We start from the raw sequence: 26,187 nt of genomic DNA, 5'->3' as shown, positions 1-26,187 counted from the left end.
GGCACTGTTTTACTTACGACGTTGGCGCAGACTCATTACCACTGCGCCAAAGCCAAACAGCGCGGTTAGCAGCCAGAGCGGCCAGTTTCCGGTACGGGCATAAGGGGTTAAGCCCGTCGTTGGCGTCACGCTGGTGGTCAGCACCTGACGGGTAAACTGCGGGATCATCGCCTGAACTTCGCCCTGCGGACCAATCACCGCCGTAATACCGTTGTTGGTGCTACGCAGCAGAGGTCGCGCCAGCTCCAGGGAACGCATACGCGCCATCTGGAAGTGCTGCCACGGGCCAATAGATTTACCAAACCATGCATCGTTAGAGATAGTCAGCAGGTAGTCCGTATCCGGGCGGAAGTTATCCCGTACCTGTTCGCCAAGAATGATTTCGTAGCAGATGGCAGCGGTCAGCTTAAAGCCGTGTGCATGCAGCTGTGGCTGTACATAAGGACCGCGGCTGAACGAAGACATTGGCAGGTCAAAGAATGGTGCTAGCGGGCGCAGGATAGATTCCAGCGGGACAAACTCGCCAAACGGTACCAGATGGTTTTTGTTATAGCGGTTGCTGGAGTCGTAGCTGTATGGGCTGTCTTTACCCAGTGTGATGATGGTGTTGTAGGTGTCGTAACGATTCTGCTTGTTCAGACGCGCGTCTACAATACCGGTAATCAGCGTGCTATTTTTCGATTTCAGCAGGTCATCCATCATGCTCAGAAAACGCTGCTGGTTAATTTCCAGGTCCGGAATAGCGGATTCTGGCCAGATGATGAGCTGTGATTTGCCCATCTCAGGCTGGGTGGCGTCGAGATAAATCTTCAGGGTGTTGAGTAACTGGCCTTCATCCCATTTGAGCGACTGCGGGATGTCACCCTGCACCATCGAGACCTGGGTGGTTTTTTCCGGCTCCAGCGTGTACCACTGAATATAACGTAGCGGGAAGGGCAGAGCGAAAAGCACCACGGCGGCAGCCAGCGGCTTCCAGTTACGCGTTACCAGCGCAAGTGCCAGCAGGCCGCTAACCATCATCAGCAGGAAGTTAATCGCTTCAACGCCCATTACCGGCGCCAGCCCTTTTAACGGGCCATCGATCTGGCTGTAGCCGAATTGCAACCACGGAAAACCGGTCAGTACCCAGCCGCGTAGAAATTCAGTGATTTGCCAGACTACCGGCGCGGCAATCGCTACGCGTATCCAGGTGGTTTTCGGCCACAGACGCGCCAAAACGCCGGCAAACAGGCCAGTATAGAGGGAAAGGTAAGCAGCAAGTAGAACCACGAGGAAGACGTTAACAGGGCCCGGCATACCGCCAAACTGCGCGATACTGACGTAAACCCAGTTGATGCCTGAGCCAAACAGTCCCAGTCCCCAGAAGTAGCCGATAGCGGCAGACTGGAGCGGACGGCGGTTGAAGGTGAGAGCCTGCAGACCCATCAGCGAAACAATCGCAGCGGGCCAGATGTCATACGGTGAGAAAGCCAGTGTCCCGCAGGCACCGAATAATAACGCCAGCAGCAGGCGAATGCGCTGGCGTTCAATTAATGGGGCAAATGCCATGTAGTCTTAGATCCAGTTTCGGGTTTATTCGTCCAGTTTGGGCTGGGGTGAGTCGTCCGGAATTCTGACATGAACCTGAATAATACGACGGCTGTCGGCCATTGCCACTTTGAACTGGTAACCATCAATGTCGATGGTCTCTCCACGCGCGGGCAGATGACCGAAGGCCTGCATGACCAACCCGCCAATGGTATCCACTTCTTCATCGCTGAAATGCGTGCCGAAAGCTTCGTTGAAGTCTTCAATCGGCGCCAGTGCACGAATAGTCCAGGTGTGGCGACTGAGCTGACGGAAATCAATATCGTCTTCTTCGTCGTACTCATCTTCAATTTCACCGACAATCAGTTCAAGGATGTCCTCAATGGTCACCAGACCTGAGACACCGCCAAATTCGTCGATGACGATAGCCATATGATAACGCTGGGAGCGGAACTCTTTCAGCATGCGGTCAACCCGCTTGCTTTCAGGGACGACAACCGCCTGGCGTAACACTTTCTCCATGCTGAAGGCTTCGGCATCGCTACGCATAAACGGCAGCAGATCTTTGGCCATCAGAATCCCTTCAATGTGATCCTTGTCTTCGCTAATTACCGGGAAACGCGAGTGGGCAGACTCGATAATGACATCGAGGCATTCGTCCAGAGTTTGGTTGCGTTTCAGGGTAATCATCTGGGAGCGAGGGATCATGATGTCGCGAACACGCTGGTCCGCAATATCCATTACCCCTTCGAGCATATCGCGCGTATCTTCATCGATAAGGTCGTTTTGCCCGGAATCACGGATCAGCTCCAACAGTTCGTCGCGGTTTTTCGGTTCACCGTGGAAAAGTTGGCTCAGTAACAGGGAAAAAAATCCCTTTTTGCTGTTTAAGGTGTCACTACTGTGTGAATTGTCGTCGCTCATGGCGTCGTATGGGTTCTCATGTTAGTTAATACAAAGCGCGTCATGCGTTTACTCAGCTGTTGACGGCATATCTCTTCATTGTACTTCAAACCTTGTAGGCCTTATCAGGCCTACAAGATGTCGAAATGCTTACTCTTTCTCGGCAATGTACGGATCCTCATAGCCCAGAGCAAGCATAATCTCTGTTTCGAGGGATTCCATCTCTTCCGCTTCATCGTCTTCAATATGGTCGTAGCCGAGTAAATGCAGGCTACCGTGCACCACCATGTGCGCCCAGTGGGCCTCAAGCGGTTTGCCTTGCTCCTGCGCTTCTTTCTCAACCACCTGACGGCAGATGATCAAATCGCCCAGCAGCGGCATCTCAATGCCCGGCGGAGCCTCAAACGGGAAAGAGAGCACGTTGGTGGATTTGTCTTTCCCGCGATAGGTCAGGTTCAGGTCGTGGCTTTCCGCGTCATCGACCAGACGAATCGTCACTTCAGACTCTTCCTGAAACTGCGGGATCACCGCATCCAGCCAGCCCTGAAACTGACTTTCTGTTGGCAGACCGGATTCGTCTTCACATGCCAGCTGTAAATCGAGGATAACCTGACTCATTTTTGTTCCTGCTCCTGAGCTTCGCGCTTGCGTTCTGCAGCCTGCTCGGCTTTGCGTTTCTGTTCTGCTTCTTCCCAGGCTTCATACGCCGTGACGATACGGGCAACCACCGGGTGGCGCACCACGTCTTCGCTATGGAAGAAATTAAAACTAATTTCGTCGACTTCAGCCAACACTTCAATGGCATGACGCAGACCGGATTTGGTGCTACGCGGCAGGTCAATCTGGGTAATATCGCCAGTGATGACCGCTTTGGAGTTAAAGCCGATACGGGTCAGGAACATTTTCATCTGTTCGATGGTGGTGTTCTGGCTTTCATCAAGAATGATGAACGCATCGTTCAACGTACGACCGCGCATGTAGGCCAGGGGCGCAACTTCAATGACGTTACGCTCAATCAGCTTTTCAACCTTTTCAAAGCCAAGCATTTCGAAAAGCGCGTCATACAGCGGTCGTAAATACGGATCGACTTTCTGGCTGAGATCTCCTGGCAGGAATCCCAGTTTTTCGCCCGCTTCCACTGCCGGACGGGTCAGCAGAATGCGACGGATCTCCTGACGCTCAAGCGCATCGACCGCAGCGGCAACCGCGAGATACGTTTTACCCGTACCCGCAGGGCCAACGCCAAATGTGATGTCGTGGTCGAGGATATTCGCAATGTACTGTGCCTGGTTCGGTGTGCGCGGCTTAATTACTCCACGCTTGGTTTTGATGTTCACCGCTTTGCCAAATTCAGGCACGCTGTCTGCGCTTTGCTCAAGCACACGCGCTTCTTTGATCGCCAGATGAATTTGTTCAGGCTCGATGTCCTGCGTCTGACCGCGCATTGGGGCGGTATCGACGTACAGGCTACGTAAAATATCTGCCGCAGCGGTGACGCAAATTGGACGACCGGTCAGTTTAAAGTGGTTATCACGGCGGTTAATTTCGATGCCGAGGCGACGTTCCAGCTGTTTGATGTTGTCATCAAATGGGCCGCAAAGGCTCAACAGGCGGGCGTTGTCTGCGGGTTCAAGGGTGATTTCGCGAGTGTCTATGTTCAAACTGTTCCTCTTAAGCATGTCTCGCCGGACGCTGAACATTTACCGGCATCTAAGGAAATTATTCACGCCATGGGGGAAAGGCGCAAGCATTGCAGCAAATATGGGGATGATAGGGCAGATTACAAGACCCGCCGGGTCAGCGAGCCCAGGATTGTAGGCCCGATAAGTGTAGCGGTATCGGGCCTTTTTTACGTTTTTCAGCAGGATTAAGGCTGATAAATACCGACGCCCAGATCGTTTTCTTTGCGGGTACGCGCAATGACCGATTCAGGGGATTCTGCGATACGCAGACCCATTTCGTCCTCGGTACGCACCACTTTACCGCGCAGGGAGTTAGTCCAGACATCGGTAATTTCTACGTCCACGAACTTACCGACCATATCCGGGGTGCCTTCAAAGTTCACCACACGGTTATTTTCGGTACGGCCTGACAGTTCCATAATGCTCTTACGCGATGTGCCTTCAACCAGAATGCGCTGGGTCGTGCCGACCATACGGCGGCTCCAGGCCATAGCTTGCTGGTTGATACGCTCCTGTAGAATGTACAGACGCTGTTTCTTCTCTTCTTCCGGTACGTCGTCAATCATATCGGCGGCAGGGGTGCCAGGACGCGCAGAGAAAATAAAGCTGTAGCTCATGTCAAAATTGACGTCAGCAATCAGCTTCATGGTCTGCTCGAAATCCTGCGTGGTCTCACCCGGGAAGCCAACGATGAAGTCGGAGCTAATCTGGATATCCGGACGCGCAGCGCGCAGTTTGCGGATGATCGCTTTGTATTCCAGCGCGGTATGGGTACGCCCCATCAGGTTCAGTACGCGGTCTGAACCGCTCTGTACCGGCAAATGCAGGAAGCTCACCAGCTCTGGCGTATCGCGATAAACTTCAACGATATCATCGGTGAATTCGATCGGATGGCTGGTGGTGAAGCGGATACGATCAATGCCGTCGATCGCTGCGACCAGACGTAACAGATCGGCAAAAGATCCGATCGTGCCGTCGTAGTTCTCACCACGCCATGCGTTCACGTTTTGCCCCAGCAGGTTCACTTCACGCACGCCTTGGGCTGCAAGCTGGGCGATTTCAAACAGAATATCATCCGCCGGACGGCTGACTTCCTCACCGCGGGTGTAGGGCACCACGCAGTAAGTACAATATTTATTACAACCTTCCATGATGGACACAAACGCGCTTGGACCTTCAGCACGCGGTTCCGGCAGTCGGTCGAACTTTTCGATCTCCGGGAAACTGATATCAACCACCGGGCTACGGGTCGTGCTTCCACGCACTTTGTTGATCATTTCCGGCAGGCGGTGCAGCGTTTGCGGCCCAAAAATAATATCGACGTAATGCGCGCGCTGGCGAATATGATCGCCTTCCTGAGACGCAACACAGCCACCGACCCCAATGATGAGCTTGGGGTTTTTCTCTTTTAACAGTTTCCAGCGGCCCAGTTGATGGAACACTTTTTCCTGAGCCTTCTCACGGATTGAGCAGGTATTCAGCAGCAGCACATCCGCTTCTTCCGCCACGTCAGTCAGTTGATACCCATGAGTGGCATCCAGCAGATCGGCCATCTTCGATGAATCGTATTCGTTCATCTGACAGCCCCAGGTTTTAATATGGAGTTTTTTGGTCATCGACTTGCTCTTGCGAAATTGTGGCTGAAATGCAGGGCGCATAGTGTACTGCTTTGGCGCGGTTGTGACCAGTATGACGGATGTCAGCCTCAAGGGGTAAAAAATCCTGTAAACTTACACAATACATGTAACTGGATAATTGACCATGACAAATCAACCAACGGAAATTGCCATTGTCGGCGGGGGAATGGTCGGCGGCGCGCTGGCGCTTGGACTGGCGCAGCATGGATTTACGGTAACGGTCATCGAGCATGCCGTTCCCGCGCCGTTTGTGGCTGACGGACAGCCTGATGTCAGAATTTCTGCCATTAGTTCCGCGTCGGTGTCGTTGCTAAAAGGGCTGGGCGTCTGGGATACGGTGCAGGGGATGCGCAGCCATCCTTATCGTCGACTGGAAACGTGGGAGTGGGAAAATGCCCATGTGATGTTTGATGCCGCCGAGCTTAAGCTGCCTCTGTTGGGCTATATGGTGGAAAACACGGTCCTGCAACAGGCGCTCTGGCAGGCGCTGGAAGTTCACCCCAAAGTCACGCTGCGCGTACCGACGTCCCTGATTTCTTTGCATCAACATAACGATCGACATGAGCTTGAGCTGGCAGGCGGCGAAACCATCAGCGCGAAGCTGGTCATCGGCGCCGATGGTGCCAACTCTCAGGTGCGAAAAATGGCCGGGATTGGTATCCATGCCTGGCAGTACGCGCAGTCCTGTATGTTGATAACCGTGCAATGCGAAAATTCACCGGGAGACAGCACCTGGCAGCAATTTACGCCTGACGGCCCGCGCGCGTTTTTACCGCTGTTTGATAACTGGGCCTCGTTGGTGTGGTACGACTCACCGGCTCGCATCCGCCAATTGCAAGCGCTGAATATGCCGCAATTGCAGACGGAGATTGCTAAACATTTTCCATCGCGACTCGGTAAGGTGATGCCAGTGGCTGCGGGGGCGTTCCCGCTTACGCGCCGTCATGCGCTGCAATATGTGCAACCGGGGCTGGCGCTGGTAGGTGATGCCGCGCATACCATTCATCCGCTGGCGGGGCAGGGCGTTAATCTGGGCTTTCGTGATGTCGATGCGTTGATTGATGTGCTGGTGAACGCGCGCAGCTACGGTGAATCCTGGGCCAGTCAGCCGGTGCTCAAGCGCTATCAGAATCGCCGTATGACTGACAATTTCATCATGCAAAGCGGTATGGATCTGTTCTATGCCGGATTCAGCAATAACCTGCAGCCGCTGCGCATCATGCGTAATCTCGGGCTCATGGCCGCAGAGCGCGCTGGCGTACTGAAACGTCAGGCACTGAAGTATGCGTTAGGGTTGTAATTCAGGCAGGCCTACGGGGAAAATACGTAGGCCTGATAAGCGGAGCGCCATCAGGCGATAAATGCAGAAAAGCAAAAAGCTCGCCGAAGCGAGCTTTTTTAATATGGCTGGGGTACGAGGATTCGAACCTCGGAATGCTGGTATCAGAAACCAGAGCCTTACCGCTTGGCGATACCCCAACGGGTGCACCCACAGAGTGGACGACTTTTTGAAATTGGCTGGGGTACGAGGATTCGAACCTCGGAATGCTGGTATCAGAAACCAGAGCCTTACCGCTTGGCGATACCCCAACAATTTTTTGGATTTACCGAACGAGTCGATACGTCCTTAATATGGTGGCTACGACGGGATTCGAACCTGTGACCCCATCATTATGAGTGATGTGCTCTAACCAGCTGAGCTACGTAGCCAAATACTAACATTTTCTTCGATGGCTGGGGTACCTGGATTCGAACCAGGGAATGCCGGTATCAAAAACCGGTGCCTTACCGCTTGGCGATACCCCAATGACCGTTGCGGTGAACCGCTATATCGAAGAAAAAATGGCTGGGGTACCTGGATTCGAACCAGGGAATGCCGGTATCAAAAACCGGTGCCTTACCGCTTGGCGATACCCCATCCGTGCAACGCTTACGGGTGAATGGTGCGGGAGGCGAGACTTGAACTCGCACACCTTGCGGCGCCAGAACCTAAATCTGGTGCGTCTACCAATTTCGCCACTCCCGCAAAAAAGATGGTGGCTACGACGGGATTCGAACCTGTGACCCCATCATTATGAGTGATGTGCTCTAACCAGCTGAGCTACGTAGCCATCTTTTTTTCGCGTAACCTTATCGGCGTTGCGGGGCGCATTATGCGTATTGAGCCTTGAAGCGTCAACCCCTTTTTCATTGAAAATAGCTGGAATGTGACTGTTTGGTTAGGTTGCGAACAGCATGACGCAATATTCGGCAATTATTAGTTATTAATTGTTTTTTTGCACAGAAAACAAACATAAAAAAAGAGCCCCGCAGGGCTCTTATCTAAGGATTAACTTATTTATAAGCGGACTGGTGTACGCCAACGGCACGGCCGGACGGATCGTTCATGGTTTTAAACGCCTCATCCCATTCGATCGCCTTAGCAGAAGAACAGGCAACAGACGGCCCGCCAGGCACGCATTCGGCAGCGCTTGCTACCGGGAACAACTCTTCGAAAATCTCACGGTACAAATACGCTTCTTTTGACGATGGCGTGTTGTACGGGAAACGGAAGCTGGCGGTTTCCAGTTGTTGGTCTGAAACTTGTTCAGCGGCGACCTCTTTCAGGGTGTCAATCCAGCTGTAACCGACACCGTCAGAGAACTGCTCTTTCTGACGCCATGCGACGCTTGCCGGCAGGTAGGACTCAAAACATTCGCGCAGAACGTGTTTTTCCATTTTACCGTTGCCGCACATTTTGTCCTGCGGGTTGATGCGCATCGCCACATCAAGGAATTTCTTATCCAGGAAGGGCACGCGAGCTTCTACACCCCAGGCCGACATGGCTTTGTTGGCACGGGCGCAGTCGAACATATGCAGCGCTTGCAGCTTGCGCACGGTTTCTTCGTGCAGTTCTTTTGCATCTGGCGCTTTGTGGAAATAGAGATAGCCGCCAAACACCTCGTCCGAACCTTCACCCGACAACACCATTTTAATACCCATCGCTTTAATTTTACGCGACATTAAGTACATTGGCGTCGAGGCGCGAATCGTCGTGACATCGTAAGTTTCGATGTGGTAAATCACGTCGCGGATCGCATCCAGACCTTCCTGCACGGTGAAGTGGATCTCATGGTGCACGGTCCCCAGATGGTTCGCCACCTCTTGCGCAGCTTTCAGATCCGGAGCGCCTTCCAGGCCGACGGCGAAGGAGTGCAGCTGTGGCCACCAGGCTTCGCTACGTTCCTGATCTTCAACACGGCGTGCCGCGTATTTTTTAGTTATCGCGGAAATGACAGATGAATCCAGACCACCGGACAACAGAACTCCATAAGGAACATCTGACATCAGGTGACTTTTCACCGCATCTTCCAGCGCCTGGCGCAGCTCGTTTTTATCGGTAACGTTGTCTTTGACGGCATCGTATTCAAACCAGTCGCGCTGGTAGTACTGACGAATTTCACCGTCTTTACTCCACAAATAGCTACCGGCCGGGAATTCTTTGATTGTGCGGCAGACAGGAACCAGCGCTTTCATCTCAGACGCAACGTAGAAGTTACCGTGCTCGTCGTAACCCATATACAGCGGGATGATCCCGATATGATCGCGACCGATCAGGTAGGCGTCCTGCTCGCTGTCGTACAGGGCAAAAGCAAACATGCCTTGCAGGTCATCGAGGAACGCGGGTCCTTTTTCCTGATACAGCGCGAGGATAACTTCGCAGTCGGAACCGGTCTGGAACTGGTAGCGATCGCCGTATTCAGCACGCAGTGTCTGGTGGTTATAAATTTCACCGTTAACCGCCAGGATATGTGTCTTCTTCATGTTGTACAGCGGCTGAGCACCGGCATTGACGTCGACGATGGACAGACGTTCGTGCGCCAGAATGGCGTTATCACAGGCGTAAATACCTGACCAGTCCGGGCCGCGGTGGCGCATCAGACGAGACAGTTCCAGGGCTTTTTTACGCAGTTCAACTGCGTCAGTTTTAATATCGAATACGCCAAAAATAGAACACATAACCTTCTCCGTTAATCTGTTGCGTGATGCTTTTTACGTTTGCTTGATAAAGAAAATGCCGCAAAGCTGGAGAGGGCGCAAGCGAATTACGGGTCAGAAAATAAAAAACGCAATGGTCATTGCTGATTGATGAAAAAAGATTATGTAATGAGCGCTATTATTGATGAATCAACAGTGAAGTGGTGATTTTATTGAATGGATGTCTTTTTCAAGCCGGATAACTTGCAGATGTTGTTATCCGGCAAAGAGATTAAATGACGTCTATTTCAGCAACGGACGGGTAAATCCAGCTTGGTCTGAACGGCATGTTGTCAATATCATCAAGCTTGGATACGCCAGACAGTACCAGGATAGTTTCCAGACCCGCCTGAAAACCTGCCAGAATATCGGTACGCAGGTTGTCACCAACGATAACGGTTTCTTCCGAGTGCGCCTGCATTTTGTTGAGCGCCGCGCGAATAATCCACGGGCTGGGTTTGCCGACATAAAACGGTTTACGGCCTGAGATCTTCTCAATACCGGCACAGAGTGCTCCACAGGCGGGATAAAAGCCGCGACCGTGGGTATCCGGGTTAGTGGCGATAAAACGCGCGCCGTTGGCGACAAAATACGCCGCTTTATGCATCATGTCCCAGTTATAGGAACGTGTCTCGCCAACAATCACAAAATCGGGGTTCACGTCGGTAATGGTAAATCCAGCTTTATACAGTTCGTGTATTAACGCGCCTTCACCCACCACGTAGGCCTTTTTTCCTTCCTGGCGACGAAGAAAATCAGCGGTAGCCATCGCGGAAGTATAAAAGACGCTATCAGGGACATTCACACCCGCGGTGGCGAAGCGGTTTGCCAGATCTTGCCCGGTCTGCGAAGGGTAGTTAGTCAGCAGGACTAACGGCAGGCCTTTTTCCAGGATCCCAGTCAGAAATTCTGCCGCACCCGGTACAGCAACATTGTCGTGCATCAGCACGCCGTCGATATCACAAATTACATTCTTAATGGCCATGGACAATCCGACATTAAAAAAAGAAGGCATTACTATACACAAAATACACTACATCATTCGAGTTGCATCAAGGCGGCAAGTCTGCGAACCCCTGGAGCTTACTGAAGTAAGTGACCGGGGTGAGCAGATGCAGCTAACGCAGAGGCAGCTCGAAGGATGACGTGTATTAGTTTTCCAGCAAACGTTGCAGCAGTGTACCGTTGAGCATTGCGCGCTTCACCAGCGCAAAGGCGCCAATGGCGGAGCGGTGATCCAGCGTGGACCGAACCACCGGTAAATTATGGCGAAACGCCTTTAACGCCTGCGTGTTGATACAGCTTTCTATTGCAGGCAGCAGCACCTTATCCGCCTCGGTAATTTCGCCCGCAATGACGATTTTTTGCGGGTTAAACAGGTTGATGGCAATGGCGATAGTTTTACCCAGGTGGCGACCAACGTGCTCAATAACTTCTGCTGCCAGATTATCGCCTTTATTTGCTGCCTTACAGATGGCTTTGATGCTGCAATCATCCAGCGTGAGTCGACTTGGATAACCCTGCTTCAGTAAGTTTTGCACGCGATGTTCAATAGAAGCATTGGCGGCAATGGTTTCCAGGCAGCCGAAATTACCGCAGTGACAGCGCTCACCCAGCGGCTCTACCTGAATATGACCAATCTCGCCGACGTTACCATTGCGACCGATGAAAATTCGGCCGTTGGAGATGATACCCGCGCCGGTTCCGCGGTGCACTCGCACCAAAATGGAGTCTTCGCAATCCTGGCTTGCCCCGAAATAGTGCTCAGCCAGCGCAAGGCTGCGAATATCATGACCAACAAAGCAGGTGACTTTGAAGCGTTTTTCGAGCGCTTCGACCAGTCCCCAGTTTTCGACCTGAATGTGTGGCATATAGCGGATGACGCCGCTTTCAGGATCGACAAGGCCTGGCAGGATGACAGAAATTGCGATCAGCTCACGGATTTTCCGCTGGCAGCTCTCAATAAAGATGGCAATGGTGTTGAGCAGCGCATATTCCAGCGTTTCCTGGGTGCGCTCCGGGAGGGGGTAATGCTCTTCGGCGACAACTTTACTGCTCATATCATAGAGCGTGAGCGTTGTGTCGTGGCGACCCAGTCGTACGCCAATGGCGTGGAAATTGCGAGTTTCTGTGACGATAGAGATAGCGCGGCGGCCCCCGGTGGAGGCCTGCTGATCGACTTCTTTGATCAGCCCGCGTTCGATCAACTGACGTGTAATTTTGGTTACGCTGGCGGGGGCAAGCTGGCTTTGCTCGGCAATTTGAATTCGCGAGATTGGCCCATGCTGGTCAATCAGGCGATAAACCGCCGCGCTGTTAAGCTGTTTTACGAGATCAACATTACCTATTTGAGCTTGTCCGCCTGGTGTCATTCTTTCTCTTACTCAGTAACGACCTCGTTGCCATTAACGATGGTCTTGATAATTTTAAAGTCGTGCGTGAACGCAGTCAGGTTGGCTACTTTGCCTGGCGCGATGCTGCCGAGTTGTTTGTCGACGCCGATGGCGCGAGCAGGGTAGAGCGTTGCCATGCGTAAGACTTCGTCGAGGGCGATATTTGCATGCTCGACCAGATTGCGTACGCCTTCAATCATGGTTAATGATGAACCGCTCAACGTGCCGTTCTCATCAACACACAGTCCATTGCGGTAGTATATTGTTTTACCAGCGAAAATGAACTGTTCAATGTTTGCACCTGCTGGCGCGGTCGCGTCAGTAACCAGGCACAGCTTGTCGCCTTTCAGGCGCTTAGCATTACGAATGTTAACGTAGTCAACGTGCAGGCCATCGGCGATGATACCGCAGTAGATATCGGCTTCATCCAAAATAGCGCCCGCCAGACCGGGTTCGCGGCCGGTAATGTACGGCATCGCGTTGAACAGATGCGTTGCAAAGGTAATACCTGCACGGAATCCGATTTTTGCTTCTTTTACCGTTGCATTGGAATGACCCGCAGAAACCACGATACCCGCATTCACCAGTTTGGTGATGACCTCTACCGGGACCATTTCTGGTGCCAGTGTGACTTTGGTGATCACATCCGCATTATCGCACAGGAAATCAACCAGTGCAGCGTCCGGCTGACGGACAAATCCCGGATTATGGGTACCTTTTTTCACCAGGTTCAGCCACGGGCCTTCAAGATGAAGTCCTAATGCCTGATTCGGGTGTTTCGCCAGGTATTCACGCATCACGCGAACACCTTGTTTCATCAGGTCATCGCTGGTGGTGATAAGCGTTGGCAAATAGTTGGTGCAGCCAGATTTTTCATTGGCTTTCTGCATGATTTCCAGCGTTTCAACGGTTACGGCTTCTGCCGTATCGTTAAACTGCACACCGCCGCAGCCGTTCAGCTGTACATCAATAAAACCGGGGGAAACAATGGCCCCATTCAGTGAGCGCTGTTCAATCCCTGACGGTAATTCAGCCAGTGGGCAAACGCTGTCGATCAGGCCATTGGCGACAACAATCGCATGGTCATCAAGAATTTCGTGACCGGTAAAGATCCGGCCCTGGGTTAAAGCATACATTCCGACCCCCGATTTCAAAAAAATGCCGCCCTGCAACTTATCGACAGGGCGGAGACATCAATTACAGACCTTTAATATTTTCCGCTTCTAACTCGTTGAAGTATTTCAGCGTCTTCACTTTCAGTTCCATGGTGGAAGGCTCATCGCAGACCACAACGGCTTTTGGATGCAACTGCAGGCAGCTGATGGTCCACATGTGGTTAACGTTGCCTTCAACGGCGGCTTGCAGCGCCTGTGCTTTCTGGTGGCCCAGAACCAGGATCATCACTTCTTCAGCATCCAGCAGGGTGCCCACGCCAACGGTCAGCGCATATTTAGGCACCTGGCTTACGTCGCCGTCAAAGAAGCGTGAGTTAGCAACACGTGTGTCGTGAGTCAGCGTTTTGATGCGGGTACGGGAAGCCAAAGAGGAAGCTGGCTCGTTGAACGCGATGTGACCATCGTTGCCTACACCGCCCATAAACAGGTGGATTTTACCGTAAGAACGGATTTTTTCTTCATACTGACGGCATTCTGCATCAATATCCGGCGCGTTACCATTGAGGAGGTTGATGTTTTCTGCTGGAATATCAACGTGATCAAAGAAATTGCGGTGCATAAAGCTGTGGTAGCTTTCCGGATGCTCTTTCGGCAGGCCAACATATTCGTCCATGTTGAACGTAACAACATGCTTGAAGCTCACCTGGCCCGCTTTGTGCATTTCAACCAATGCTTTATAAGCTGTCAGCGGAGTACCGCCAGTCGGCAGGCCCAGAACGAACGGACGATCTGCCGTTGGTTTGAACGCGTTAATACGGTTAACGATATGGCGAGCAGCCCATTTGCCGACTTGTTCAGCGGTATTCAGGGGGATCAGTCTCATTCTTCACCTCAAAAGTAAAAGTAAGCAGTTGGCGGATTGAGTCTCTGTGCAGTAATAAGCGTAACCTGGTTTTGCATCGGTAAGGATCAATCCGTTTCGATTTTTTGAATGATAAAATAAGTTTTCGTAGTTAGCCAGTGAAAGGGAGGGTTAATAACGATATTTGGTGACTGGAATCACAAAAAACACGCGTTTAATTTGCGATACGAATTAATTTTTCACACACTCTGAATGTAGATGAATGGTTAATATCGTTGTTCCAGAATCTTGCTGTCAGGAATGGTCGCACAATAAAAATATGGCTTCAAAGAAGCCTAATCGGGGTCTCGTAGGGGGAATAAAATGAATATTTTAGGTTTTTTCCAGCGGCTGGGTAGGGCGTTACAGCTCCCCATCGCTGTGCTGCCAGTCGCGGCACTGCTGCTGCGATTCGGCCAACCAGATTTACTTAACGTACCCTTCATCGCGCAAGCGGGTGGGGCCATCTTTGATAACCTCGCGTTAATTTTTGCGATCGGTGTTGCTTCCAGCTGGTCAAAAGACAGCGCAGGTGCAGCAGCGCTGGCAGGTGCGGTCGGTTATTTCATATTGACCAAAGCAATGGTTACCATTAACCCTGCAATCAATATGGGCGTGCTGGCTGGTATCATCACCGGTCTGGTCGGCGGTGCCGTGTATAACCGCTGGTCTGGTATCAAACTGCCTGACTTCCTGAGCTTCTTTGGCGGCAAACGCTTTGTGCCGATCGCCACTGGCTTCTTCTGTCTGGTGCTGGCTGCTATCTTCGGCTACGTGTGGCCGCCGGTGCAGAACGCCATCCATGCGGGTGGTGAGTGGATCGTGGGCGCTGGCGCGCTGGGTTCCGGTATCTTTGGTTTCATCAACCGTCTGCTGATCCCAACCGGTCTGCATCAGGTGCTGAACACCATCGCCTGGTTCCAGATTGGCGAATTTACTAACGCTGCAGGTACCGTATTCCACGGTGACATCAACCGCTTCTACGCGGGTGACGGCACTGCGGGTATGTTCATGTCTGGCTTCTTCCCAATCATGATGTTTGGTCTGCCGGGTGCGGCGCTGGCGATGTACTTCGCGGCTCCGAAAGCACGTCGTCCGATGGTTGGCGGTATGCTGCTGTCCGTTGCGATCACCGCGTTCCTGACCGGTGTTACCGAGCCGCTTGAATTCCTGTTCATGTTCCTGGCTCCACTGCTGTACCTCCTGCACGCACTGTTAACGGGTATCAGCCTGTTCGTTGCAACACTGCTGGGGATCCACGCAGGCTTCTCCTTCTCCGCAGGTGCTATCGACTACGTGTTGATGTACAACCTGCCAGCAGCAAGCAAGAACGTCTGGATGCTGGTGGTGATGGGGCTGGTGTTCTTCGTTATCTACTTTGTGCTGTTCAGCGCGGTTATCCGTATGTTTAACCTGAAAACGCCGGGCCGCGAAGATAAAGAAGACGATATCGTTACTGAAGAAGCCAACAGCAACACTGAAGAAGGTTTGGCTCAACTGGCAACCAACTACATTGCAGCGGTTGGCGGTACTGATAACCTGAAAGCGATTGATGCCTGTATCACTCGTCTGCGTCTGACCGTTGCCGACTCCGGTCGCGTAAACGATGCGATGTGTAAGCGTTTAGGTGCATCTGGAGTAGTTAAGCTGAACAAGCAAACTATCCAGGTCATCGTGGGTGCGAAAGCCGAATCCATCGGCGACGAAATGAAGAAAGTTGTCGCGCGTGGCCCGGTGGCAGCAGCATCTGGTGAAAGTGCACCAGCAGCAGCGGCCCCAGTAGCAAAACCGCAGGCTGTAGCGAATGCAGTCACCGTTGAAGCGCTGGTTTCTCCGATTACTGGTGACGTAGTTGCGCTGGAACAGGTTCCTGATGAAGCCTTCGCCAGCAAAGCAGTAGGCGACGGCGTGGCAGTGAAACCAACGGATAAAATCGTGGTTGCTCCGGCTGCGGGCACCATCGTGAAAATCTTCAACACTAACCATGCGTTCTGCCTGGAAACTGTTAAAGGCGCGGAAATCGTGGTCCATATGGGCATCGATACCGTAGCGCTGGAAGGCAAAGGCTTTAAGCGTCTGGTTGAAGAAGGTGCGGAAGTTACTGCAGGCCAACCGATTCTGGAAATGGATCTGGAGTTCCTGAACGCTAACGCACGTTCGATGATAAGCCCGGTTGTGTGCAGCAACAGCGATGATTTCGGCGCTCTGGTTATTAAAGCCGAAGGTCATGTGGTTGCCGGTCAAACACCACTGTATGAGATTAAAGGTAAATAACTGCTCCTGAGTAAAGTGAGTTAAGTGCCTTAAGCGGCGGGGGATATTCCTCCGCCGCTTTTTTTTGCAGCAAATGCCCTCATATATCCTGTTGAAACACCTTTTTTGTGCAACTAATAGTTGTCTCCTGACGTCGCTTATAAGATCATACTCCGTTATACGTTGTTTACGCTTTGAGGAATCCACGATGAGTGAGGCTGAAGCCCGCCCGAGTAACTTTATTCGTCAGATCATCGATGAAGATCTGGCCAGTGGTAAGCACACCACTATCCATACCCGTTTTCCGCCGGAGCCAAATGGCTATCTGCACATTGGCCACGCGAAATCCATTTGTCTGAACTTTGGCATTGCGCAAGATTACCAGGGCCAGTGCAACCTGCGTTTTGATGATACGAACCCGGTTAAAGAAGATATCGAGTACGTTGAGTCGATTAAAAACGACGTTGAATGGTTAGGTTTCCACTGGACTGGCGACATTCGCTACTCTTCGGATTACTTCGATCAGCTTCACGCCTATGCGGTAGAGCTTATTAATAAAGGCCTGGCGTACGTTGACGAACTGTCAGCGGACGAAATCCGTGAATACCGCGGCACGCTGACTCAGCCTGGCAAAAATAGCCCGTACCGCGATCGTAGCGTCGAAGAGAACCTGGCGCTGTTCGAAAAAATGCGTGCCGGTGGTTTTGAAGAAGGTAAAGCCTGCCTGCGTGCGAAAATCGACATGGCGTCGCCGTTTATCGTGATGCGCGATCCGGTGCTGTACCGTATTAAGTTCGCCGAACACCACCAGACCGGCAACAAGTGGTGCATCTACCCGATGTACGACTTTACCCACTGCATCAGCGATGCGCTGGAAGGCATTACGCATTCCCTGTGTACGCTGGAGTTCCAGGATAACCGTCGTCTGTACGACTGGGTTCTGGACAACATCACCATTCCGGTTCATCCGCGTCAGTACGAATTCTCGCGCCTGAATCTGGAATATACCGTGATGTCCAAGCGTAAGCTGAATCTGCTGGTGACCGACAAGCACGTTGAAGGCTGGGACGATCCGCGTATGCCGACGATTTCTGGCCTGCGTCGTCGCGGTTACACCGCTGCCGCGATCCGTGAGTTCTGCAAACGCATTGGCGTGACCAAGCAAGACAACACCATTGAGATTGCTTCTCTGGAATCCTGTATCCGCGAAGATCTGAACGAAAACGCCCCGCGCGCGATGGCGGTTATCGATCCGGTTAAACTGGTTATCGAAAACTATCCGCAGGGCGAAAGCGAATTGGTCACCATGCCTAACCATCCGAACAAACCGGAAATGGGCAGCCGCGAAGTGCCATTTAGCGGTGAAATTTGGATCGATAGCGCAGACTTCCGTGAAGAAGCGAACAAGCAGTACAAGCGTCTGGTGATGGGCAAAGAAGTACGTCTGCGCAATGCTTATGTGATCAAGGCCGAACGTGTTGAGAAAGATGCGGAAGGGAATATCACCACCATTTTCTGCACCTACGATGCCGACACCCTGAGCAAAGACCCGGCCGATGGTCGTAAAGTCAAAGGCGTTATTCACTGGGTGAGCGCGTCCCATGCACTGCCGATTGAAATCCGCTTGTACGATCGTCTGTTTAGCGTGCCAAATCCAGGCGCGGCGGAAGACTTCCTGTCCGTTATTAACCCGGAATCGCTGGTCATTAAGCAGGGTTACGGTGAGCCGTCGCTGAAGGCAGCGGTTGCAGGTAAAGCGTTCCAGTTTGAGCGTGAAGGTTACTTCTGCCTGGACAGTCGTTATGCAACGGCTGACAAGCTGGTGTTTAACCGTACCGTTGGTCTACGTGACACGTGGGCTAAAGCGGGCGAATAAGCCGCAACACATCCTCTCTAAACGCCGCTTCATGCGGCGTTTTTTTTCGCAAAAAAACCGTGTTCCAGGCTCCGTTTGCGGAGCGAATTAATTACATGTCCGTAATAATGGACTGGGCGAATGTTTTTACGTTTAAATAACTTACCTCAATATGAAATGGGTTGAAACCGATTTCATCTCCATGGAAAACAAGCGATTTTTTCATTTTTTCAACGCTTTTTTATCTTCCAATGAAAATGTAACAGAAAGCAATCAAATATGTGCGGTTGCTCATACTATTACATACTCGTTACAGAAAGAGATTGATAATTCGCGTCGCGAAAAATAGTCTATTCATTGTAGTCACTGAGGTTTTCTTAGCGCTACTTTTTTATTTTTTGTTTTTTCGCTGTCCGCTTTTGTCGGCAGCATTTTATACGTCAAAGAGGATTAACATATGCGTACGTTTAGTGGCAAACGTAGTACGCTGGCGCTGGCTATCGCCGGTATCACAGCAATGTCGGGTTTTGTTGTCGCTCCGCAGGTACACGCCGAAGGATTTATTGATGACTCAACCTTAACAGGTGGCATCTATTACTGGCAGCGTGAGCGTGACCGTAAAGATGTGACCGATCATGACAAATATAAAACCAACCTTTCTCACTCCACCTGGAACGCTAACCTCGACTTCCAGTCCGGTTACGCGGCCGATATGTTTGGTATTGATATCGCGGCATTTACCGCTATTGAAATGAACGAAAGTAGCGAAAGCGGCCATCCAAACGAAATCGCATTCTCTTCCAAAAATAAAGGCTATGACGAGGATTACTCCGGCGATAAGAGCGGGATTAGCCTTTATAAAGCAGCAGCTAAATTTAAATACGGCCCAACCTGGGCGCGCGCCGGTTACATTCAACCAACCGGGCAGACTCTGCTGGCACCGCATTGGAGCTTTATGCCAGGTACCTATCAGGGTGCTGAAGCCGGTGCCAACTTCGATTACGGTGATGCTGGCGCACTGAGCTTCTCCTATATGTGGGCTAACGAATATAAAGCACCGTGGCACACCGAAGTCGATAAATTCTATCAGGCTGATAAAAAGACCAGCGTTGATTACCTGCACTCAATTGGCGCGAAATATGACTTCAAAAATAACCTGTTACTGGAAGCGGCATTTGGTCAGTCTGAAGGTTACGTCGATCAGTACTTCGCAAAAGCCAGCTACAAATTCGATTTAGGCGGTAACCCATTTACCACCAGCTACCAGTTCTACGGTGCACGCGACAAGGTTGATGATCGTACCGTGAACGATATTTATGATGGCACTGCCTGGTTGCAGGCGTTGACCTTTGGCTACAAAGTGGCAGAAGTCGTTGACCTTCGTCTGGAAGGGACCTGGGTTAAAGCGGACGGCCAGCAGGGTTACTTCCTGCAGCGTATGACCCCAACCTACGCCTCTTCAAACGGTCGTCTGGATGTCTGGTGGGATAACCGTTCTGACTTCAACGCCAACGGTGAAAAGGCAGTCTTCTTCGGCGCAATGTATGACCTGAAGAACTGGAATCTGCCGGGCTGGGCGGTAGGCGCGTCCTACGTTTACGCATGGGATGCTAAGCCATCAACCTGGCAGCTCAACCCGGATGCATACTACGACAAAAACCGGACTATCGAAGAATCTTCTTACAGCCTGGATGCGGTCTACACCCTGCAGGAAGGTCGTGCGAAGGGCACCATGTTTAAGCTGCACTTCACTCAGTACGACAACCATTCAGACATTCCGAGCTGGGGCGGTGGCTACGGCAACATGTTCCAGGATGAGCGCGACGTGAAGTTCATCGTTATTGCTCCGTTCACCATCTTCTAATGCCAACAGCGGCAGGCCGGGTGCCTGCCGCCTCGTTGAGGAAAGTGCTATGAAAAAACTGATACTCATCGCCGTTATGGCATCAGGGCTGGTGGCGTGTGCGCAATCTCCTGCGCCGAAAGAGGACAGCCGTCTGAAAGAAGCCTACAGCGCGTGTATTAATACCGCGCAGGGATCGCCGGAGAAAATTGAAGCCTGCCAAAGCGTGTTGAATGTGCTGAAGAAAGAAAAACAGCACCAACAGTTTGCCAATGAAGAAAGCGTACGCGTGCTGGATTATCAGCAGTGTATCCAGGCCACGCGCACGGGTAACGGTCAGTCCGTCAATGCTGATTGTGACAAGGTCTGGCAGGAAATACGCAGTAAGAATACTGCGCAGTAAATCGAAAAATGAAAATACAACGGGCGGAGAATTCTCCGCCCGTTTGCATGTCAGAGTTTCTGTTCGGCCGGTTGATAATGACGACTCAGGCGGACAAACAACATTGCCGTGGCGGCGAGTCCGCAAAGTGCCGCGCACATCAGCCACCATCCCGGCGAGCTTTTATCTCCGGTTAGCTGGACCAGCGCCGTGGATATGACGGGTGTCAGACCGCCAAAAATCGCCGTAGCCAGACTGAAGGCCAGTGAAAAACCCACCGTACGGACATAGACAGGCATCACCTCGGTGAGTGCTGCGACCATTGCCCCATTGTACATACCAAAAAAGAACGAGAACCAAAGCAGAACCAACGTCATGCGCATAAAATCTGGCGCGGCGGTGAGCCAGTGCATGACCGGCCAGGTGGTGAGCAGTGCGAGTACGGTAATCCCCATCAACACCGGGCGGCGACCAATTCGGTCAGAAATCGCTCCGCCAATCGGCAGCCAGATAAAGTTAGAAATACCGACCAGCATGGTGACGACCAGGCTGTCGCGAGCGCTCAGATGGAGTACGGCCCTGCCATAGGTCGGGGTATAGACGGTAATAAAGTAAAACGTCGTTGTGGTCATCGCCACCAGCAGTGTACCCGCTGAGATCAGACGCCAGTTTTTGATGATAGTGGTGAAAATTTCCCTGGTGTCGGGACGGTGTGTACGTTGTAAAAATGCGTCCGTTTCCTGAAGCGAGCGGCGCAGGACGAAGATCAACGGAATAATCATACAACCAATAAAGAACGGAATGCGCCAGCCCCATTCAGAGATTTCATCGTGCCCCAGCGTGGCATTCAGGCCGTAGCCAATCAGCGCTGCCACCACAATGGCAACCTGTTGGCTGGCGGACTGCCAGCTGGTGTAGAAACCTTTATTGCCAGGCGTGGCGATTTCAGAAAGATAAACCGAAACGCCTCCCAGTTCCACGCCCGCAGAGAATCCCTGCAATAATCGACCGACTAATACCAGCACAGGAGCCAGCAGGCCAATACTTTGATAACCGGGAACCAGGGCAATCAGCAGGGTCCCGCAGCCCATGATCGCCAGCGTCACCATCAGTCCTTTGCGGCGACCAATTCTGTCGATATAAGCACCCAGCACGATTGCGCCAACGGGCCGCATTAAAAAACCCGAACCGAAAACCGCAAAGGTCAACATGAGCCCGGCAAACTCACTCTCAGCGGGGAAGAACGTCTTTGCAATATAGGTGGCGTAAAACCCGAACAGAAAAAAGTCGAACTGTTCGAGAAAATTACCGCTGGTTACCCGCAGTATTGCGCCGAAAGTTCCGGCGCGCGATGGTTGTTGTGTCATTGGGTTTGCTCCACTGTCTTATCATAATATTTATAGAGGTAAGAGTTTGCGGGTTAGTCGCCTGTGACCCCCGCCTGTTTGCCGCGCCGTTTCTCAATCGCCCACTTGAGTAAGGCTGCGCAGCGGTAAAATCCGTGGGCAAATTTTCCGTAAGGAATGGTCAGAAAAAGCGCCATGACCACACCGAGATGAATGGCCAGTAAAATAGCCATCCATGAAGTGTCCCTTCCCGCCAGCAGCGCCAGACCGGTCAGACTGGTCAGCAGCAGCAGCAAAATAAAACCGCGATCCATCGGTTTTTGCCGTGCGTCGCCATGTAGCGGTGAGCGCTTAAGATTAAGCCATAGCAAGCCAGCCGGGCCGACAACCAGGCCAATGCCACCCAACGTGCCCAGCATGACCGGAACGCTGAAGAACGGGTAGGGTGCTTCTATGCCTGCAAAGTAGTGATAGCCCGTTGCCACCACGGTGGCGGCAAAGCAGAGCATAAAACCATAGAAGGTAAAGTGGTGGAAACGGCGACGCATCAGGGTGAAAGCATCATCCGCTTCGTTACAACCTTTGCCATGGCCTCCATCGAGATACTTCAGCGTCAGTGCATTGTGTGAGGCTTCAGCAATCTCGGCGGAACGCGGCATGTCCGGAGAAATCTCGCGCCAGAAGCGGATAACGCCTGCCATCAGCAAACCGATCGCCAGAACAAAGACCGAACCAAACATCCAGGCCAGCAGGTTATGCGGGAAAATTTGATAGAAATCCCCGGCCAGCGGAGGATGGAATAGTGAACCTTTCAAGCCTATAGCGAGGAGTAAAAACAGGATCAGACCGAATACCAGCGCCAGCGTCACGGTTACGCCTGCGCGACGATATAGCGCTCCAAAAGCGGCGGGCTGCGCGTAATGCTGATAGGTTTCGAGCCGGACTTCCGCCATCGCCTTCGGCACGTTGATGGCAAATTCATGAGGCGGGGCATACTGACACGCGTGCAGGCAAGCGCCGCAGTTATGGCACAAGTTTGCCAGATAATTGATATCCGCTTTACCGAATTCCAGACGCTGAGTCATGGCCGGGAACACGGCGCAAAAGCCTTCGCAATAGCGGCAGGCGTTACACACCTGCATCACGCGTTCAACTTCAGCTTCCGGTTCGGTGATAATTTGCGCTTCGATGATCAGTTTCTCAAGCTGCTTCATGACGTGTCTCCTTATGTGCAGCCAGCGCGGCTTCTTTTCCGGCAATGCGGCCAAAGGTCGTGCCGATCGACATCCCCACGCCTGCGGTGTAACCCTTGCCCAGCACGTTACCCGCCATCATCTCTCCGGCGACGAACAGGTTACGGCTTGGAAGCCCTGCAAAATGCACAGCGGCGCGTTCGTTCACTTTTAACCCAAGATAAGTGAAGGTGATTCCTGGCCGCAGGGCGTAGCCGTAGTAAGGCGGTTGATCCAGCGGTCGCGCCCAATGCGTTTTCTCGGGTAGCAAATCTTTAGTGGCGCAGTTATCCAGAACGGTATGGTCGAACTGACCTGGCTGGCAGGCGTTGTTGTACTCTGTCACGGTGTGGGTAAAGCGTTCGGCATCCAGTCCTAACTGAAAGGCCAGTTCAGCCAGCGTATTGGCCTGCGTGCCGGGAAAGACCGGAGGCATGAAGTGTCCGATAGCTTTACTGTCGATGATGGAGTAGCCAATCTGTCCTGGCTGTTGAGCAACCAGACGTCCCCAGATGGCGTAGCGTTTGGGCCAGAAATCTTCACCTTCATCATAAAAACGCTCAGCGTCCCGGTTCACCACAATACCGAGCGAAACGCAGTCCACGCGGGTGCAAATCCCGCCGTCATATAATGGCGCTCTGGCATCAATTGCCACACAGTGTGACTGGGAGGGATCGCCGATAATGTCTGCGCCAGCATCCATCATAAATTTGAGCAGTACGCCCTGATTAAAACGCGTGCCGCGAATCAGAAAGTTATCCGCAGGCCACTCGCCGCGGGCATTTTCTCCCCAGGCTTCTCGCAGCCACTCCCGGTTAGATTCGAATCCGCCAGCGGCAAGCACGCAGGATTTCGCTGTGATACGCTCGTTGCCTGACAGCGCCGCCACGAACTCGCCGTTGTGCAGTTCAAGCGCCTGAACGGGAGTGTCATAGCGGATTTGCACGCCCAACTTTTCTGCGCTGCGGTAATAGGCATTCACCAGGGCTTTTCCGCCGCCCATAAAAAAGGCGTTGGTCCGCGCCACGTGCAAAGCGCCAGAGAGAGGAGGCTGAAAGTTAACGCCGTGCTGGCGCATCCAGTCGCGGCATTGGGAAGAGGTACGGATCACCAGACGCGCCAGGGCTTCGTTGGTATTTCCTTCCGTGACGCGGCGCAGATCCTGCCAGAACTCCTCTTCCGGATAGCTTTCCACCAGCACATCCTGCGGCGCATCATGCATACAGCGCAGATTACGCGTGTGTTGGGAGTTTCCTCCGCGCCATTCACGGGGAGCCGCTTCGAGCAGGAGTACCGAAGCTCCTTGCTCGCGGGCGGACAAGGCAGCGCATAACGCGGCATTGCCACCACCAATCACCAGAACATCAACCATCGTATACTCCATTACCATTTAACCATTTGTTAAATTTGTAATTGAAATGTATACGCACGGCTTGTGCGGGCGCTATGACGTGGTGCTAAACGGTACTTTAGTTATTGTAAAGGGTGGCGCCAGGCCAGCTTCCTGCTTCCACCAGTTGATGCATCACTTTCGTCAGCACCACGCGGGCCGCGAGGCCTGCCGGGGTGAGTTCATCGTCTGAGAGACTCACCAGAAAGTTGGGGCGGCTAAGTATTGGATTGTGAACGCCGATCACTCTTAGCGTCTCTTTATCTAGATGGGAAATTGCCGCGCCGGGCTGGAGAGTGGCACCAATGCCACTGCGCACGGCGCGCATGAGTAGCGCCAGACCATCAATTTCCGTGGCGATCTCAATGTTCAGCGCGTGTTCCTGACAAATCGCTTCCAGCCGGCCGCGCAGACCGTGGCCCGGGCTTGGCATTATCAATGGGATACTTGCCAGCTGGGCTGGAGCAATATTGTCATCGGCAATATCAGCCAGTAAGGCATGAGTCCCAATCAAAAACAGCCGCTCTTCGAGAATCGGTATGGCGCTCCAGCGCAGGATCTTTTCTTTCTGAAACACGACAGCCAGATCAATCTGGCGGGTATTAATCATCCGCTCCAGATTGCCAGAGAGGCTTTCCACCACATGCAGACGGACATCACTGTAGCTTTCCCGCATGGCGTTGATAAACGGCATTCCGAGAACGGAAGCGGTACTGGGAGCCATGCCGACGCTGACGTGCCCGGAAAGCCGGGACTCGCGTGCGGCGAGGATCGCGTCGTCTGCGTGACGAAGCGCCAGCTGCGCCTGGGAGTAAAAAGCCAGCCCGGCGCTGGTGGGCGTCACGCCTCGCGAGGTGCGCTGCAGCAGGCGAATAGCGAGTTCGTTTTCCAGACGCGACATTTGCTGGCTGAGTGCCGAAACCCCGATATTGAGATCGAGCGCCGCGCTACCCAAGCTGCCGGTTTCTACAATGCGCACAAAATAGCGTAGCTGGCGAAGTTCCATTTCGACTCTCCGGAAGGGGCAATTGATTTTTACATTAAAGCAACACAGGAGCGGAGGGAAGGGGAAAAGGGCAGGTAATGCCCATAAAAAAAGCCAACCGGAAGGTTGGCTTTTCAAAAAGCATTACATTATTTGCCGTCGTGGGCATGCTCATCTTCGCGGCAATCGCCTTCAGCGCAGTGGCCGTAGAGATAGAGACTATGGTTGGTTAAACGAATACCATGTTTAGCCGCAATCTCACGCTGGCGCGCTTCGATGGAATCATCGCTGAACTCGACCACTTTGCCGCAGTCGAGGCAAATGAGGTGATCGTGGTGATGCTGTTGAGTCAGTTCGAAGACGGATTTACCACCTTCAAAATTATGGCGAGTCACGATACCGGCATCATCAAACTGGTTCAGCACACGATACACGGTCGCCAGACCAATCTCTTCACCCATATCGATCAGGCGTTTGTATAAATCTTCCGCACTGACGTGATGGTTATCCGGTTCCTGAAGAACTTCCAGAATTTTTAAACGAGGAAGCGTTACTTTCAGGCCAGCCTTCTTTAATGCGGTATTGTTGTCAGTCATGCGGAATCTGTCCTGTAGCTAAACGATTCACTTCATTAACAGAAGTGACAGAAATTGCACTTGAGATAATGCGTATCATTATAGAACTGCCATGGCTAAATGAAAACTGCAAGTCTCTGGCATATATTGT

21 protein-coding genes and 7 tRNA genes are annotated in these 26,187 nt (G+C 52.4%); 5 read left to right on the top strand and 23 right to left on the bottom strand.

Translation table 11 applies throughout. From position 1 onward, the window contains the following. Positions 1-9: 9 nt before the first annotated feature. The 5 genes from lnt to miaB form a co-directional block, all read right to left on the bottom strand. The gene (gene lnt, locus OGY04_RS11945; RefSeq protein ID WP_071445754.1) at positions 10-1,548 is read right to left on the bottom strand and encodes an apolipoprotein N-acyltransferase; all 1,539 of its coding nucleotides are present in this window, start codon (positions 1,546-1,548) and stop codon (positions 10-12) included. Between the two features lie 24 nt (positions 1,549-1,572). Beyond that, positions 1,573-2,451 (bottom strand): CNNM family magnesium/cobalt transport protein CorC, encoded by an 879-nt coding sequence (gene corC / locus OGY04_RS11940; protein ID WP_003022770.1) that lies wholly within the window; start codon positions 2,449-2,451, stop codon positions 1,573-1,575. 129 nt (positions 2,452-2,580) lie between these two features. Next, the gene (ybeY, locus tag OGY04_RS11935; protein WP_003831323.1) at positions 2,581-3,048 is read right to left on the bottom strand and encodes an rRNA maturation RNase YbeY; all 468 of its coding nucleotides are present in this window, start codon (positions 3,046-3,048) and stop codon (positions 2,581-2,583) included. Beyond that, positions 3,045-4,091 carry a PhoH family protein gene (locus OGY04_RS11930; RefSeq protein ID WP_003022776.1) on the bottom strand — a complete coding sequence of 349 codons (1,047 nt, stop codon included), beginning with the start codon at positions 4,089-4,091 and terminating at the stop codon, positions 3,045-3,047. The genes ybeY and OGY04_RS11930 overlap by 4 nt, the downstream gene beginning before the upstream one ends. 206 nt (positions 4,092-4,297) lie before the next feature. Next, complete coding sequence (miaB, locus tag OGY04_RS11925; protein WP_267451960.1) at positions 4,298-5,728, bottom strand: tRNA (N6-isopentenyl adenosine(37)-C2)-methylthiotransferase MiaB; 1,431 nt, start codon at positions 5,726-5,728, stop codon at positions 4,298-4,300. Positions 5,729-5,873: 145 nt separating this feature from the next. Between miaB and ubiF the strand changes: the two genes are divergently transcribed. After that, positions 5,874-7,049, top strand: a complete 1,176-nt coding sequence (gene ubiF / locus OGY04_RS11920; RefSeq protein ID WP_267448487.1) for a 3-demethoxyubiquinol 3-hydroxylase — start codon at positions 5,874-5,876, stop codon at positions 7,047-7,049. A 104-nt stretch (positions 7,050-7,153) separates the two neighbouring features. Here the strand turns inward: ubiF and OGY04_RS11915 are convergent. The 12 genes from OGY04_RS11915 to nagB all read right to left on the bottom strand — a co-directional run bounded on the left by OGY04_RS11915 (position 7,154) and on the right by nagB (position 14,157). Then, positions 7,154-7,228 (bottom strand) — tRNA-Gln (locus OGY04_RS11915). 36 nt (positions 7,229-7,264) lie between these two features. Beyond that, positions 7,265-7,339 (bottom strand) — tRNA-Gln (locus OGY04_RS11910). A 43-nt stretch (positions 7,340-7,382) separates the two neighbouring features. Further along, a tRNA-Met gene (locus OGY04_RS11905) sits at positions 7,383-7,459 on the bottom strand. A gap of 21 nt (positions 7,460-7,480) precedes the next feature. After that, positions 7,481-7,555 (bottom strand) — tRNA-Gln (locus OGY04_RS11900). 37 nt (positions 7,556-7,592) lie between these two features. Further along, positions 7,593-7,667, bottom strand: a tRNA-Gln gene (locus tag OGY04_RS11895). A 23-nt stretch (positions 7,668-7,690) separates the two neighbouring features. Next, positions 7,691-7,775: transfer RNA gene (locus OGY04_RS11890), tRNA-Leu, on the bottom strand. Between the two features lie 8 nt (positions 7,776-7,783). Beyond that, a tRNA-Met gene (locus OGY04_RS11885) sits at positions 7,784-7,860 on the bottom strand. Positions 7,861-8,083: 223 nt separating this feature from the next. Beyond that, positions 8,084-9,748, bottom strand: a complete 1,665-nt coding sequence (gene asnB, locus OGY04_RS11880; protein ID WP_003831332.1) for an asparagine synthase B — start codon at positions 9,746-9,748, stop codon at positions 8,084-8,086. A 250-nt stretch (positions 9,749-9,998) separates the two neighbouring features. Then, positions 9,999-10,751, bottom strand: a complete 753-nt coding sequence (gene nagD, locus OGY04_RS11875; RefSeq protein ID WP_003022792.1) for a ribonucleotide monophosphatase NagD — start codon at positions 10,749-10,751, stop codon at positions 9,999-10,001. 166 nt (positions 10,752-10,917) lie between these two features. Then, positions 10,918-12,138 (bottom strand): DNA-binding transcriptional regulator NagC, encoded by a 1,221-nt coding sequence (nagC, locus tag OGY04_RS11870; protein ID WP_048235883.1) that lies wholly within the window; start codon positions 12,136-12,138, stop codon positions 10,918-10,920. 8 nt (positions 12,139-12,146) lie between these two features. Then, positions 12,147-13,295: an N-acetylglucosamine-6-phosphate deacetylase gene (nagA, locus tag OGY04_RS11865; RefSeq protein ID WP_003831339.1), complete on the bottom strand. Its 1,149-nt coding sequence runs from the start codon at positions 13,293-13,295 to the stop codon at positions 12,147-12,149. Between the two features lie 61 nt (positions 13,296-13,356). Further along, the gene (nagB, locus tag OGY04_RS11860; protein ID WP_003022803.1) at positions 13,357-14,157 is read right to left on the bottom strand and encodes a glucosamine-6-phosphate deaminase; all 801 of its coding nucleotides are present in this window, start codon (positions 14,155-14,157) and stop codon (positions 13,357-13,359) included. Positions 14,158-14,499: 342 nt separating this feature from the next. On the opposite strand from nagB, the gene nagE reads away from it, so the two are divergent. The 4 genes from nagE (at position 14,500) to OGY04_RS11840 (ending at position 20,529) form a co-directional block, all read left to right on the top strand. Next, on the top strand, positions 14,500-16,449 hold the full coding sequence (nagE, locus tag OGY04_RS11855; protein ID WP_048235881.1) for a PTS N-acetyl glucosamine transporter subunit IIABC: 1,950 nt from the start codon (positions 14,500-14,502) through the stop codon (positions 16,447-16,449). 187 nt (positions 16,450-16,636) lie between these two features. Beyond that, positions 16,637-18,304: a glutamine--tRNA ligase gene (glnS, locus tag OGY04_RS11850; protein ID WP_286585324.1), complete on the top strand. Its 1,668-nt coding sequence runs from the start codon at positions 16,637-16,639 to the stop codon at positions 18,302-18,304. Positions 18,305-18,740: 436 nt separating this feature from the next. Then, positions 18,741-20,147 carry a chitoporin ChiP gene (gene chiP, locus OGY04_RS11845; protein WP_008784105.1) on the top strand — a complete coding sequence of 469 codons (1,407 nt, stop codon included), beginning with the start codon at positions 18,741-18,743 and terminating at the stop codon, positions 20,145-20,147. 49 nt (positions 20,148-20,196) lie between these two features. Continuing rightward, complete coding sequence (locus OGY04_RS11840) at positions 20,197-20,529, top strand: ChiQ/YbfN family lipoprotein (RefSeq protein WP_008784106.1); 333 nt, start codon at positions 20,197-20,199, stop codon at positions 20,527-20,529. A 50-nt stretch (positions 20,530-20,579) separates the two neighbouring features. Here the strand turns inward: OGY04_RS11840 and OGY04_RS11835 are convergent, their stop codons facing one another. The 6 genes from OGY04_RS11835 to OGY04_RS11810 form a co-directional block, all read right to left on the bottom strand. Beyond that, a complete protein-coding gene (locus OGY04_RS11835) occupies positions 20,580-21,875 on the bottom strand; it encodes an MFS transporter (RefSeq protein WP_048214683.1) in 1,296 nt (431 codons plus the stop codon). 53 nt (positions 21,876-21,928) lie between these two features. Continuing rightward, positions 21,929-23,068 carry a tricarballylate utilization 4Fe-4S protein TcuB gene (gene tcuB, locus OGY04_RS11830; protein WP_286585323.1) on the bottom strand — a complete coding sequence of 380 codons (1,140 nt, stop codon included), beginning with the start codon at positions 23,066-23,068 and terminating at the stop codon, positions 21,929-21,931. Beyond that, the gene (gene tcuA, locus OGY04_RS11825) at positions 23,055-24,458 is read right to left on the bottom strand and encodes an FAD-dependent tricarballylate dehydrogenase TcuA (protein ID WP_286585322.1); all 1,404 of its coding nucleotides are present in this window, start codon (positions 24,456-24,458) and stop codon (positions 23,055-23,057) included. The genes tcuB and tcuA overlap by 14 nt, the downstream gene beginning before the upstream one ends. Before the next feature lie 97 nt (positions 24,459-24,555). Further along, positions 24,556-25,482 carry a tricarballylate utilization LysR family transcriptional regulator TcuR gene (tcuR, locus tag OGY04_RS11820; protein WP_286585321.1) on the bottom strand — a complete coding sequence of 309 codons (927 nt, stop codon included), beginning with the start codon at positions 25,480-25,482 and terminating at the stop codon, positions 24,556-24,558. 128 nt (positions 25,483-25,610) lie between these two features. Next, positions 25,611-26,057 (bottom strand): ferric iron uptake transcriptional regulator, encoded by a 447-nt coding sequence (gene fur / locus OGY04_RS11815; RefSeq protein WP_003022836.1) that lies wholly within the window; start codon positions 26,055-26,057, stop codon positions 25,611-25,613. Beyond that, positions 26,050-26,136 carry a ryhB-regulated fur leader peptide gene (locus OGY04_RS11810; protein ID WP_100247215.1) on the bottom strand — a complete coding sequence of 29 codons (87 nt, stop codon included), beginning with the start codon at positions 26,134-26,136 and terminating at the stop codon, positions 26,050-26,052. The genes fur and OGY04_RS11810 overlap by 8 nt, the downstream gene beginning before the upstream one ends. Positions 26,137-26,187 lie beyond the last annotated feature (51 nt).

It is taken from the genome of Citrobacter sp. Cpo091, assembly GCF_030332645.1.
GTDB classification, from domain to species: Bacteria; Pseudomonadota; Gammaproteobacteria; order Enterobacterales; family Enterobacteriaceae; genus Citrobacter; species Citrobacter portucalensis.
Note: the sequence above shows the minus strand (reverse complement) of the source record. Positions and strands in the feature narration are given on the sequence as shown.